12 protein-coding genes are annotated in these 12,548 nt (G+C 69.6%); 7 read left to right on the top strand and 5 right to left on the bottom strand.

The window, feature by feature from the left end:
* Positions 1–8 precede the first annotated feature (8 nt).
* The 4 genes from A6A27_RS09835 to A6A27_RS09820 are packed head-to-tail and all read left to right on the top strand — an operon-like array spanning position 9 to position 4,289.
* A complete protein-coding gene (locus A6A27_RS09835) occupies positions 9–1,640 on the top strand; it encodes an anchored repeat ABC transporter, substrate-binding protein (RefSeq protein ID WP_073834252.1) in 1,632 nt (543 codons plus the stop codon).
* Between the two features lie 56 nt (positions 1,641–1,696).
* On the top strand, positions 1,697–2,611 hold the full coding sequence (locus A6A27_RS09830; protein WP_443189965.1) for a choice-of-anchor M domain-containing protein: 915 nt from the start codon (positions 1,697–1,699) through the stop codon (positions 2,609–2,611).
* A 26-nt stretch (positions 2,612–2,637) separates the two neighbouring features.
* Entirely contained in the window at positions 2,638–3,351 is a 714-nt protein-coding gene (locus A6A27_RS09825; protein ID WP_443189964.1) for an anchored repeat-type ABC transporter ATP-binding subunit, read from the top strand.
* Entirely contained in the window at positions 3,351–4,289 is a 939-nt protein-coding gene (locus tag A6A27_RS09820) for an anchored repeat-type ABC transporter permease subunit (protein ID WP_073834249.1), read from the top strand. The genes A6A27_RS09825 and A6A27_RS09820 overlap by 1 nt, the downstream gene beginning before the upstream one ends.
* Positions 4,290–4,559: 270 nt before the next feature.
* On the opposite strand, the gene A6A27_RS46795 is transcribed toward A6A27_RS09820, so the two are convergent.
* From A6A27_RS46795 to A6A27_RS09805, 3 genes are all read right to left on the bottom strand, one after another.
* On the bottom strand, positions 4,560–4,691 hold the full coding sequence (locus A6A27_RS46795; protein WP_274534540.1) for a hypothetical protein: 132 nt from the start codon (positions 4,689–4,691) through the stop codon (positions 4,560–4,562).
* Between the two features lie 696 nt (positions 4,692–5,387).
* On the bottom strand, positions 5,388–6,116 hold the full coding sequence (locus A6A27_RS09810; RefSeq protein ID WP_073834248.1) for a class I SAM-dependent methyltransferase: 729 nt from the start codon (positions 6,114–6,116) through the stop codon (positions 5,388–5,390).
* A 153-nt stretch (positions 6,117–6,269) separates the two neighbouring features.
* Positions 6,270–7,733 (bottom strand): choice-of-anchor M domain-containing protein, encoded by a 1,464-nt coding sequence (locus A6A27_RS09805; protein ID WP_073834247.1) that lies wholly within the window; start codon positions 7,731–7,733, stop codon positions 6,270–6,272.
* A 250-nt stretch (positions 7,734–7,983) separates the two neighbouring features.
* Between A6A27_RS09805 and A6A27_RS09800 the strand changes: the two genes are divergently transcribed.
* Together A6A27_RS09800 and A6A27_RS09795 are read left to right on the top strand one after the other, a co-directional pair.
* Positions 7,984–8,637 carry a choice-of-anchor M domain-containing protein gene (locus A6A27_RS09800; protein WP_073834246.1) on the top strand — a complete coding sequence of 218 codons (654 nt, stop codon included), beginning with the start codon at positions 7,984–7,986 and terminating at the stop codon, positions 8,635–8,637.
* Between the two features lie 48 nt (positions 8,638–8,685).
* Positions 8,686–9,330: a choice-of-anchor M domain-containing protein gene (locus A6A27_RS09795; protein WP_073834245.1), complete on the top strand. Its 645-nt coding sequence runs from the start codon at positions 8,686–8,688 to the stop codon at positions 9,328–9,330.
* Positions 9,331–9,508: 178 nt separating this feature from the next.
* Here the strand turns inward: A6A27_RS09795 and A6A27_RS09790 are convergent, their stop codons facing one another.
* Together A6A27_RS09790 and A6A27_RS09785 are read right to left on the bottom strand one after the other, a co-directional pair.
* Positions 9,509–10,261 carry a TIGR03943 family putative permease subunit gene (locus A6A27_RS09790; RefSeq protein WP_073834244.1) on the bottom strand — a complete coding sequence of 251 codons (753 nt, stop codon included), beginning with the start codon at positions 10,259–10,261 and terminating at the stop codon, positions 9,509–9,511.
* A complete protein-coding gene (locus tag A6A27_RS09785; protein ID WP_443189963.1) occupies positions 10,258–11,304 on the bottom strand; it encodes a permease in 1,047 nt (348 codons plus the stop codon). The genes A6A27_RS09790 and A6A27_RS09785 overlap by 4 nt, the downstream gene beginning before the upstream one ends.
* Positions 11,305–12,010: 706 nt before the next feature.
* On the opposite strand from A6A27_RS09785, the gene A6A27_RS09775 reads away from it, so the two are divergent.
* Positions 12,011–12,538: a hypothetical protein gene (locus A6A27_RS09775; RefSeq protein ID WP_241825194.1), complete on the top strand. Its 528-nt coding sequence runs from the start codon at positions 12,011–12,013 to the stop codon at positions 12,536–12,538.
* Positions 12,539–12,548: the final 10 nt, after the last annotated feature.

Here is a 12,548-nt window from a genome sequence, read left to right as displayed (position 1 = left end):
GGACGCAGGTGTCTGTTGTCGGTTCGGGAACTTCCCGTGCCTGGCCCCACCGGACCGGCCCTTGGGGGCGGGCACTGGTGTTGCCGCTGCTGATCGCCCCATTGACCGCCGGCTGCCGCTCCGAGGTGGCGTTGAGCGCGCACGACGAGCGGGTCCAGGTCGTCACGACCACCGGGATCCTGCGGGACCTGGCGAGCCGGGTCGGCGGTGATCGGGTACGAGTCAGTTCGCTGGTACCGGACGGCGCCGATCCGCACAGCTACGAGCCGTCGCTACGGGACGTGCGCAACGTCGTCTACGCCGACGTCGCGTTCAGCAACTACCTACTGCTGGAGGAACAGGCCGTCATCAAGGCGCTGGACGCGAACCTGCGCGACGGCGTACCGAACATCTCGCTGGCCGAGGGAGCGGTGAAGTACGCGGCGGAGATCATCCCGCTGGTCGAGGACGTGTCACTGGACACCATCTGGCTGGGCATGCGGGTCCGCGGCACCGGCGCGGCGCAGGGCGCGAACCGCTCCTCCGACGTCCTGCTCAGCGCCACCGCCGCGCAGGGTCCGGGCAGCATGGTCGCCTACCTGACCGAGTCGTTCGGCAATCCGTCGTTCTACGTCGACTCCGCCGACGGGTTCGACCCCGCCAACGGCTACCGGGACGACACCGCCCGCCTGCCACCGGACGCGCACACCCACATGAGCTGGGCGTTCACCAAGCCGGGGGTCTATCGACTGACGATGCGGGCACAACTCGCGGTCACCCCGCAGGCGGCGCCCATCCCGCTCGGTGCGCAGACGTTCACCTTCGCCGTGGGAGTGGATCCGTACTCGGTACCGGGCATGGCGGGCGCGGCGGTGTTGAACTCCGGACACGCCGACCTCACCGCGGACATCGACCAGGGGCGGCTGTACCTGTTCGCCGATCCGGAGGGCAGCGGCGAGGCGAACCAGCGGGTGTACGACCCGGCCCGCACGGTGATCGAGGTGCAGAACAAGGCGCTGCTGGAGGTGCCCGGTGATCGCAGGTTCCGGTTCCTCGGCCGGCCCGGCACGCAGGTCTACCAGTTGCCGCAGGCCGTTCTCGGCAAGCACGTGCACGGCGAGATCGACCCGCACCTGTGGCAGAACGTCCGCAATGCGATCTCCTACGTAGAGTTGATCCGCGACACGCTGATCGGGGTGGACCCGCGAGGCGCGGCGACGTACCGGTCCAACGCCGCCGCCTACATCGGGGAACTCGAACGGCTGGACAGCTACGTCCGCGACACCATCGCCCAGATCCCGCCGTCGCGGCGGCACCTGGTCACCACGCACGACGCGTTCGGCTACCTGGGCCAGGCATACGGCATCCAGATCTCCGGCTTCGTCACCGCGAACCCGGCCACCGAGCCGAGCCTCGCCGACCGGCGCCGGCTCACCGAGACGATCCGCAACCTCGCGATCTCCGCCGTGTTCCTGGAACCGAACCTGGCGGCCCGTTCCACCACGCTGACCGAGGTGGCCCGGGAAGAGCGGCTGCGGGTCTGCCCCATCTACGGCGACACCTTCGACGGCAAAGTCACCAACTACACGGACATGATGCGGTTCAACGCCCAGTCACTGCGCGATTGCCTGACCGGCGCGGCCCAAGGGAGGAACAAGTGACAGCAGGACGCGCGCGTCGGCGCGCGGTGCGAGCGACGACGGCAGTCAGCCGGTGGGTGGCCGTGACCGTGGTCGCGCTGGTGGTGACGCAGACGCCCGCGGTGGCCGGGCAGCCGGCGCCGGGGCCGAGTCAGTCGATCGCGGCGGACCAGCCCATCGCCACCGGCCGGACCGTGCTCAGCGCCGGGCACGTGGACCTCGGACCCCGCTACGTCGACGGCCGGTGGACGCTGCTCGTCCACGACGGCACCAAGGCGCAGCCGGTGTGGCGCAGCCCCGACGAAACCGTGTTACGGGTCTCCGACGCCGCACTGCAGCCCGTCCCCGACGATCCGGCGTACGCCTTCCTCGGCATCGACGCGGGCAAACGGGTCCACGTGGTGCCGCAGGTCCAGAACCAGGACGTGGTCTGGATCGGCTGGAACACCCAGGACCCACAGGTGATGCAGACCATCGACCGCGGTGCCACGCTGAACCTGCTCGGCGTACGCGGGCCGGGCACGCTGACGACGTTCCTCCAGTCCGGCAACTTCGCCGCCCCGCAGGTGCTGTGGCGCTCCGCGCAGCCGTCAGCCCAGCCGTTCTGGGTCGAGGTCAACACCCACACCCACGCCAACTGGGTCTTCTCCGAACCCGGCGTGTACCTGGTCACCGTACAAGTGTCGGCCGACCTGATCAGCGGCGAAAAGGTCTCCGCCACCCGGACGCTGCGCTTCGCGGTCGGCGAGGCGACCAGTCCCGACGCAGCCTTCGCGGCCAGCGCAGACGCGGGCCCGACGCTGGTCGGCGAGGCGGCGTCCGGCGCGGACCGGAAGCCCGACGGCGGCTCCCCTGCGCCGGTTGTCGTCGCGCTGGCCGCCACCGGGGTCCTGCTCGCTGCCGGTCTGGTCGTGGTCCTGCTGCGCGGGCGCGGCGCGAAGCGCCGGGCCGAACGGGAGCGCAGCACGTCACCGTCGGGTGGTCAGCCGTGAGAGCGCTGGACATCGAAGACCTGGACGTGGACCTCGGCGGCCGGCCGGTACTGCGCGACGTGCGGCTGCGCCTCGACCGCGGGGAACTGGTGGGGCTGCTCGGCCCCAACGGCGCCGGGAAGACCACTCTGCTGCGCGCCATCCTGGCGCTGATCCGCACCAGGGGCGGCCGGGTGCTGGTCGAGGGCAAGCCTTCCCGGCCCGGCCGGTCGGCGATCGGCTACGTCCCCCAGCGCCACGAGTTCACCTGGGACTTCCCCATCTCCGTCGAGCAGACGGTGCTCAGTGGCCGGACCGGTCGGATCGGCCTGCTCCGCCGCCCCGGCGTGGCCGACTGGCGGGCGGTGGGCGACGCGCTGGACCGGGTGCAGTTGTCCGAGCTGCGCGGCCGCCCCGTCGCGGAACTCTCCGGCGGGCAACGCCAGCGCGTCTTGGTCGCTCGCGCCCTCGCGTTGGCACCGAGCATCCTGCTGCTCGACGAGCCGTTCACCGGCTTGGATATGCCCACCCAGGAACTGCTGAGCGACCTGTTCGCCAGCCTCGCCCAAGAGGGCCGCGCGGTGCTGATGACCACCCACGACCTGGTCGCGGCGATGGAATCCTGCACCCGGCTGGTCCTGCTCAACGGCCAGGTCATCGCCGACGGGCGCCCCGAGGACCTGCAGGACGCCGAGGTGTGGATGCGCACCTTCGGTGTCCGTGAGACCTCCCCGCTCCTCAAGCTCGTGAAGGTGGCCTAGTGTCCATCACCGATTTCGTCACCGACCTGCTCAACCCCGACCTCGCGTTCCTGCCCAAGGCACTGGCGATCGCGGTCATGTCCAGCATCGTGTGCGGCGTGGTCGGCTGTTACGTCGTCCTGCGGGGAATGGCGTTCATCGGCGACGCCGTGGCGCACGCGGTCTTCCCCGGCCTCGCCGTCGCCTTCGTCCTCCAGGGCAGCCTGGTGCTCGGCGGCGCCGTCGCCGGGGTCGCGACCGCCCTGCTGATCGCGATCTTCTCGCAGAACCGGCGGGTCAAGGAGGACTCCGTGATCGGCGTCTTCCTGGTCGCCGCGTTCGCCCTGGGCATCGTGATCATCTCGCAGGCGCCTGGCTACTCCGGCTCGCTGCAACAGTTCCTGTTCGGCTCGATCACCGGTATCCCGGACCGGGACCTCTACCTGGTGGGCGTCTCCGGCCTGGTCATCCTCAGCCTGGTGTTCGCGCTGCACAAGGAGTTCGTCGCGGTGTGCCTGGACCGGGAGATGGCTCGCTCGATGGGCCTGCCGGTGTTCTGGCTCGACATCGTGCTCTACGTGCTGGTGACCCTGGCCGTGGTGATCTCGCTGCAGACCATCGGCAACATCCTCGTGCTGGCCCTGCTGATCACCCCCGCTGCGGCCGCCCGGCTGCTCACCGACCGGCTCGGCGTGATGATGCTGCTCGCCCCGGCGATCGGCGGCACGTCCGCACTGGTCGGGCTGTACCTGTCGTGGAGCTACGACACACCGGTCGGCGGCACGATCGTCCTGGTCGCCACCGCCGTCTTCCTCGCCGCGTGGCTGCTCGCGCCACGGCACGGCCTGCTCGTCAGACGCTGGCGACGCCCGGCCCGGCACGAGCCCTCCGCGGACACGCGACCGAATGACGAAACGGGCGTCGCCGCCGCGCGGGGCGCGACTGCAGCCGTCTCGTAACCGGATGGCTGCTCGCGGCCGATGGATGGACGGCACTGAGCGCAGCCGGTTCAGTTCGCCGGGTTCCCCGCGTTGCCCGCCGGCACAGGAACGGTCCCGGGGTCCGAGGCGGGCCGCGGCCATGCGCCGCGGCGCGGAAGCCGGAACCCGTTGAGGGCCACGAGAATGGTGGACTGGACCCCCTCGTGCCCGGCAACGGCGGGAGGTGGCCGAGGACTAATGCCCCGGTCGTGAGCACGATGACGAACGTGGCGACATCTGGGTAGCACATCAGCGTTCGGCGGGCACGCCGAAGGCAAATCGGACGGTGGTGGTCAGGAGCAGGTCGACCGCCCGGGTCAGGACCAGCATCGCGTCGGCGAGCGCCGCGGGAAGCCGGTCTCCCGGGATGCGTTCCAGCAACGCGCGGGCACCGTGCGACCAGACCCAGGTCAGCCAATGGTCAACGTCGCGGACCTCGGAGTAGCCGGCGGCGCCCAGCAGCGTCGCGGTCGACTCCGGGGTCGCATACAGGTGCTCCTTGCCGGTTGTCGCCGGCTGACGTTGCCCCTCTGGCAGGTGCTGCGCCAGCGTGCGCAGGGTCTCGGTGAACAGTGGGTCGTGGGCGGCGAAGGTGGTGAATCTGAGCCGTCCGTCGGGCGGGAGCAGGCGCCGGTCGCGCGCAGCGCGTCAACGGGCGCGGGAAGCAGGAACACCACGACGCCGGCGAGCACCACGTCGAAGGCGGCCTCGGGCAGCGGTGGGTCCTCGGCGTCGGCGACGCGACCCGTGGGTGGGTGTGGCCGGTCGCCGCCGCGTCGGCTCGGGTCAGCTCGACCATCGCCGGAGCCAGGTCTATGCCCACGACGTTGCCGGTGGGCCCAACGGCCGGCCGGGAGGAGGACTGCGCCGCGTTCGCAGCCGACGTCGAGTAGCCGCTGCCCGGGACGCAGCTCAGCGCGGCGCACCCGCTCACGTCCCATCGGATCGAAGAACTCCACGCCGACGTGGTCGTTAGGTCGCGGCGCTGCGGTCGCACACTCCGGCCAGGATCGCCTTGATCCGCATCGCGTCCGTCACGCTTGTGCTGTCGCCCACGTCAGGCCTCCCTCACTGCGGTCAGGTGTGCGGGGTGGCGACCACGACGTCCAGTTCCCGCAGCCTGGCGGCGAATCCGGCGGCGGTCAGCTCGTCGAGCACCTGCGCCGGTGTGATGACGTGCCATGGGTAGTCCGCGACCAGCTCGCGTTCGACCGCACCGCCGGGGTCGAGGATGCGGTACCGCATCGTCCATGTGACGGTGTTCTCGCCGCTGGGGCGGGCAGCGCCGCTGCCCTCGTAGATGTGCCGGCCGATCTGGACCGATGCGAAGGTGGTTTGCGGCACGGTGGTCACCTCGGCGGGTGGTTGCAGGTTCACGATCAGCGGCGCGGACGGCGCCAGCCGCGCCCGTAGGTCGTTCCAGAACACGCGGCGTCGCTGTGGGCTCAGATGACCGAGCATGTTGATCGCCAGTACTCCGCCCAGGCGGGATGGTAGCCGCACGTCCTCGACACCGGCGGCGACGACTGTCACCCGCCGCCGCAGCGCCTCGTCACCGGCCACCCGGGCCAGCAGTACCGCACGCAGGATCGGCGACGGTTCCACCGCGATGATGTCGACGTCTGGCACCGCTTCCGCGACGAGGAGGGTGCCCAGCCCGGTCCCGGCGCCCACATCGACGATCGGCTCCTGGCCTGGTGCGGCGTGACGCATCGCCTCCACGACCGCAGGGCGCAGCGCCTGCCAGGCGTCCCGGCTGAACACGTCGAGGAATTCACCGGATTGCGTGTACGGATCGGCTGTCATCGGCTTCTCGCCCTCTTGCGTCGAGCAGACAGGTTCCGGGAGGGCTCAGGTCCGGTCCGCCGGATGAGGAGGGCAGGAACGGGGTGGGGCCGCGCCGGGAGGTCGTCTCGGCAGCCGTGGCGTGCCACGGCTGCCGGGACTATGGAACGGGCCTCAGATAGCGGTCAGGGTCAACGTCGCGGTGTACTGCCCCGCCACGGTGTCCGTCGGCATTTCCAGCCGCAGCCCGGCACCGAGCCGGGCGGTGCCGCGTCCGTCGCCGGCCGACGCGGAGCCGAGTACGCTGCTCGCGGCCAGACCGTTGCCGGACGCGAAGCCCGGTGCCACCGCCGGACCCGCCACGACGCCCTGGCCGTCCGCCTGGGCCAGCACCCTGGGCGTCCAGCCGAGGTACCTGCCGCCCGCTCGAGCAGCTCCGGCGGTGAAGTCACTCAACTGGCCGGCGACGTTCCACCCGGGCGCACCCGGTCGGGTATCGGTCACCGTGACCGGACGCAGGTCACCGTTGCTCTGCCACCGGTCACCTGTCGTGGACAACCCGGCAACCGGCAGCGTCACCGTCCGGTCGTCGGGGTTCACGCTGACCACCAACGCTCCCTGCGCCCCGTCGATGGTGACCGTGATCGTCTGGGACGACGCCGGCGTTCCGGCGTTCTCGACGGTCAAGGCCACCGGGCCGCTCTCCGCCACCGGGACCTCACCGTCGCCGTAGAGCCGGACGAGGTACTGGCAGTTGTCCAGCTGTGTGGTGGCGGTGAACGAGTACGCGGCAGAGGTCTCGCCCGGCACGGCGGTGAACTCCTGCGCTCCCGGGCACTTGCTGAACCATCGGTACTGGTTCAGGTCGGTGGCCGGAGTCTGGACAGCGGTCAGCGTCACGGTCGCCCCGGGAGCGTACGCCGACTGGAGGCCCTGGATCGACAGCTGGACCTGCGGGTTGGGATCCGGCAGGTCGCCCACCACGAACTGGTACGCCACCGGACCGGTCGACACCTGCCGCCCGTCCGTGAGCGTGGCGTCCGCCCGGAAGGTCAACGTGTAGCTTCCCAGCGCCCCGAACACCCAGTTGGCGTGTGCGTGCGTGCCGACCGGCACGTCGATCGCGTCCGGTAGTCCGTCGTCGCTGCGGAACCTTATCAGCGGCTGGCCGACCGGGTCGGTCATGAACACCGAGACCCGGCCCGGCCCGGAGACGTCCAACAGACTCAGGCTGATCTTCTCAGCCCGGAACACCCCGGACGGCAGCCTGGTGGTGTTCCACCCCGGCCACAACAGGTTCGGGTCCTGTGTCATCGGCAGCAGCCACACCGTCGAGCCGGCGGGCCCGAGGAACGCGTACTCCGGCAGGTCCGGCACCTCGACTGCGGCCTGCGGCAGGGCCTGGAACGTCACGTCCCGCGGATCCCGGGTGACCGACGGCTGCACGGTGTCGTCGTGCACCTTCAACCCCAGCTGGCCGTCCTTGTAGTGCACATCGACGGCGTCGACGTGGCCTGCGGACAGCACCACGCTCTCCTGGGCCGAAGCCGGGCCAGCGGCAGTCGTCACCAGGCTGCTCACGAGTGCGATGAGCGTCCCAGCGGTAGCGGCAAGCCGCCTCGGTCTTCTCGTCCTCATCCCCCTCCCTCCAAGTCATCTAAAATGAAAACCGATTCCAGATTCGCGAGGAAGCTAGCACGTCCCCACTGCCATGTCGAGACGCCTGGGCCGGCGGCATGCAACCAGGACCTTCCACATAGCCCGACCTCCGCCAGGGCGTCCGCGCCCGCCCCCGTGTCGGCGATCAGATGACGTCATTGACAGTCGCATGAAAATGGATATCGTTTCCAACTGCCGCGACGGGGTGTCGCGGATGAGGAGGAGTTGCATGCGAGCCAGAATGTCCGCACTGACCGCCGTCACCGCGGCGATGACCGCCGGCCTACTGACCTGGGCCGCACCCGCCCAGGCCAGTACCGTGGTGCTGTCCCAAGGGCACGTCGACGCGGTTGACGTCGCCTTCGACAACGGCGCGCTCGAGATCTCGGTCCACGACGAGACCGTCGACCCGGACGTAGAACGCGACCCGGCCGACGTGCTGTTCGTCGTCAAGCCCGAGGCGGCCGTGACCGTGCCGGACGACCCGAGGTACGCATTCCTCGGCACCCCCGGCGCCACCGTCCACATCCTTCCCGAGGTCCAGGACGAGAACCTGTTGTGGCCCGGCCTTGCCACCGAGGAACTGGCGGCGGGCGTCTTCAGCGGCGACACCGTCAAGATCAGGTTCACCCGCGCGCTCGGGCCGGACGGGGTCAGCCTGTTCACCACCGACCCGGTCGGCGCGCCGAACGTGCTCGTCGACAGCGAGGACGGCCTGCCCGACTCGATCACCAGACCGGTGGGCACCCACATGCACGCCAACTGGGCGTTCGAGAAGGCCGGCACCTACCGCATCAAGGTCGAAGCGACCGGGATCCTCGCCGCCACTGGTGAACGGGTGACCTCGGCACCGGTGTGGCTCACCTTTCAGGTCCAGTGCTGACCCGCAACTCCAACCCGACTTCCGCAGGATAGAACGGAGAGTTCAACCATGAGGCTCACCAAGCGGCTACTGGCGGTCATCGTCGCCGTCACCGCCGCCGTCACCGGACTGGCCGCCGCGCCGGCGTCCGCCGCCACTATCGAAACCGGCCACGTCGACGTCCTCGACATCGACTACGCCAACGGGGCGCTTACCCTCGACATCAGGACGTACAACCCCGCCAACGACGACCTGTCCCCCGTGGGCACGACCCTGCGGCTGCCGTCGAGCTCCGCCATCACGGTGCCCACCGGATCCGCCTGGAACTGCCTCGGCGCGGCCGGCTCCACCGTGTACGTCGCCCCGCAAGCCGAAAACGCCAACCTGCTGTGGGCGGGTTGGAACACCCAGGACGTGCCGGCGGACCAGGGACCGATCAAGATGGAACTGGTCAGCGTGTCCGCCCCCGCCGGCGGCCGATTCACCCTCTACACCACCAACGCCTTCGGCACCCCCACCTACCGGCTCAACTCCAACACCGCCGCCGGCTGCCCGATCTCCGTCTGGCCGGGCAACATCAGCGCCGGCACGCACGCCCACGGCAACTGGGCGTTCTCGGCACTGGGCATCTACACCCTGACGTTCAAGGCCACTACGCAAGGCGGCTCCGGAGTCGCCAGCCCCACCGTCAGCTACACCGTTCAGGTCGGCTAGCACCCGTACCCACGGCCCCCGACCCGTCCACCACTGGGGCGGTCGGGGGCCGTGAGGCGGGTCGTGGGCGACGGGCCCGGCGGGTGATATCTGGATAAGCACCCGCCTGTCCGCCCTGCCTGACGGACTCACCCTCGTCAGCCAGGGCGCCAAGGTGTTTCCGGTGATCCGGCGGGCCCTACTCGTACGGATCCTTGGGTGGTGCGATCTTCTGCCAGGTGTCCAATCGGATGTACGGGATGTCGGACCCGTTGACCGGGTCGATGGCAGTCTCCGGAATCCACTGCCCAGTCGCCTGTACCCAGGTATCCGTGGACACGCGGGGCACGTCGCCGCGCAGCCCGATCTTGACGGGTATGCCGTCGGCAGCGCAGCAGGACAGGATGATGCGAGCGAGCAGGGGTTGGCCGTCCGGGCCGGGGGCGATGAAGCCGGTCAGCTGGATCTGTCGGTCGCGCAGCGTTTTGCCCTCGCCGTAGACGGCGCGGGAGCCGTAGTCGAGGAGGGTGAGCTTGACCGGGTCATCCGGCGGCAGCGGCGGGAAAGGACTGTAGTCGCCCCTGGATCCATCGTCGGCCTCCTGCCGGCTATTGGTCAGGGCGGAGCCGGCGCGGGCTGCGGTGTCGGCGCCCAGGGCGGGCGGCGCGACGAAGAGCAACGCGAGAGTGGGCAACAGCAGCAGCCAACCCGCCGCCGACCCGGAGTGATGATGTCCGTGCCCGTCATCGTCGGGCTGGGCGCTCGTCCGGCGTTGGTCACGGAACTCGTGCAGTAGGGCCATCACGGCAGCGGCGACCAGCAGAACGCCGGCGGCGATGAGGAACGGCCGCAGACCCTGCTTGACGTAGCGCAGGTAGACGTCATCCATGGTGGCGCGCAGGATCGCGCCACCGAAGAACACCATCACCACGGCCTGAGCGCCCCGGTTCACCAGATCACCATCCCGACTGCGGCCGCGACGAGTACGGCGAGGACAAAGGTCGCCGGCGCGAACCGGACAGCGAACCGCCGCCCGAACACTCCGGCCTGCATCGACACGAGCTTCAGATCCACCATCGGGCCGACCACGAGGAACGCCAGGCGCGCGGTCAGGGAGAACTGCGACAGCGACGCGGCGACGAACGCGTCCGCCTCGGAGCAGATCGACAGCAGCACCGCCAGCCCGGCCAGCGCAAGCACCGAAAGCACCGGCCGCGCGGCCAGCTCGTGCAGGAACTGCTGCGGAACGGCCACGTTGATGGTCGCCGCGGCCATCGCGCCGACGACGAGGAACCCGCCGGCGTGGATGATGTCGTGCCGGCAGGCGGCCCAGAACGCCTCCATCCGCGGCAGCCCGTCGAGGTGCGCCCGATGCGGCAGGCGAATCCACTCGGCCCGGCCCAGGCGTAGCCACAACCAGCCGATGAACAGGGCGACCAGCAGACTGGCGCCGCCGCGGGCCGCCACCATCTCCGGGTTACCCGGAAACGCCACTGCGGTCGCGGTGAGCACGATCGGGTTGATCGCCGGAGCAGCCAACAGGAATGCCAACGCCGCAGCGGGCGTGACCCCACGTCGGATCAGCGATCCCGCGATCGGCACTGACCCGCACTCACAACCAGGCAGCACCACCCCAGCGACACCCGCGACCGGTACGGCGAGGGCCGGATGCCGGGGCAGCGCCCGGGCCCAGAACGAGCGCGGCACGAACACCGCGATGACCGCCGACAGCACCACCCCGAAGACCAGGAACGGCACCGCCTGCACCATTACCGACACGAATACCGTCAGCCAGGTCTGCAGCCGCGGATCGACAAGCAGCCCGCCGATCTGCCGGTTCAGGACACCGACGAGGATGAGCAGCACGCACAGCACCTCGACAGAACCGATCGCCCGGCCGCGTGTCGGCGGTGTGGGCTCCGTCGCTGTCCCCAATAGCGGGTCCGGGTGCTGCTCGTCGGACGTCGCAGGGGGCGCAGAATCGGTCGTGCTCAGAGAGATCACCTTTCCCGGTATCCAACGCAGGCATACTTGAGTGATCAGAACGTGACGCAGGGCCCGGAGCGGCGAAGGACAGCCCCACGGTCGGCCTGCGCCGCTAAGGTCCGCCCGCGTCCAGGGATTGCTGATCTCACGTGCGACTCCTCGAACAACAACCGCCCGGCGGAGGCAGGGCGAACGAGGAGCATCATCCGGCTAATGAAATCGACTGTCACTACGCCTAGGTCGGTCGTGATCAGTCTGTGACAAGACGGCAGGTCGAGCCAGGTGTCCTGCAGTACTGGCCACTGCCGCAACCACCAGGGCATCCGCTAAAGGAAATCGGTTGCCGACTGGAGCAGACCTGCCAGGGTCGACGAGCACCAGCCGCCGCCATGCGAAGCCACGCCTACCCCGCCAGCGGCCACTGTGGTGCCGGCTGATGATCACGCCAACGCGCCTGGCCGCCCGACTGATGTGCGTCCTGCCCGACTCCCACCCGGGCATCTTTCGTGTGAACGGATGAAAGTTTGTATTCCGCGAACAGAACTATCGACTGGGCGCGGCCGAAGGACTTACGCTCCAAGCCAAACGACCATCGATGCGAGGGATGCCCATGTCCCGTCGAACCGGAAGACCCTCCTACCTCCTGGCCACACCTGCCCGACAACAGCGATCCACGATAAAGACGGGCGCGGGCGCTGCCACGGCGGCATTGGCTGTGGGCCTGGTCGGCGGACTGATCGGATTCGCCGTGGGCCAGCCAACCCCGACCGAAGCGGGCATAGTGCAGATGCGCGAAGCCAACGCGAAGCGCGACGTCCAGCAGATCATCCAACTCACCGAGATGGCCCGCGAAACAGGCGGCCAGCTCTCGCCAATCCTTCTCGCCATCAAGCAGGACTCGGACGCCGGACGGACGCCCGAGGCGTCGCAGGTCCACCAATGGCAGCAGACCATGCGCCAGCTAACCGAACAGTTCGATAACCCGCCGTCGGGCATGACCGCAACCAACGTAGCCCGTGGCGGCCTCAGAAGCGCCGTGGAACAAGGCGCCCTCGCGGTCGACTCTGTCGCCCTGGCCGTCACCAGCCCCGCCCCCGCACGTAAGAACCAGTTGGCGCTGGCGACGCGGCAAGCGGTCCTCGCGTCGGTCACATGGTCGATTGCCGCGGCCCAGCTCGACCAAATCAACATCGATGCCGGCCGGGGCCACCAACACGTGTACCTAGCCTCGGCCCTTCGTTAAGGGCTGTCCA

This window comes from Micromonospora sp. CB01531 (assembly GCF_001905095.1).
Classification (GTDB): domain Bacteria; phylum Actinomycetota; class Actinomycetes; order Mycobacteriales; family Micromonosporaceae; genus Micromonospora.
Note: the sequence above shows the minus strand (reverse complement) of the source record. Positions and strands in the feature narration are given on the sequence as shown.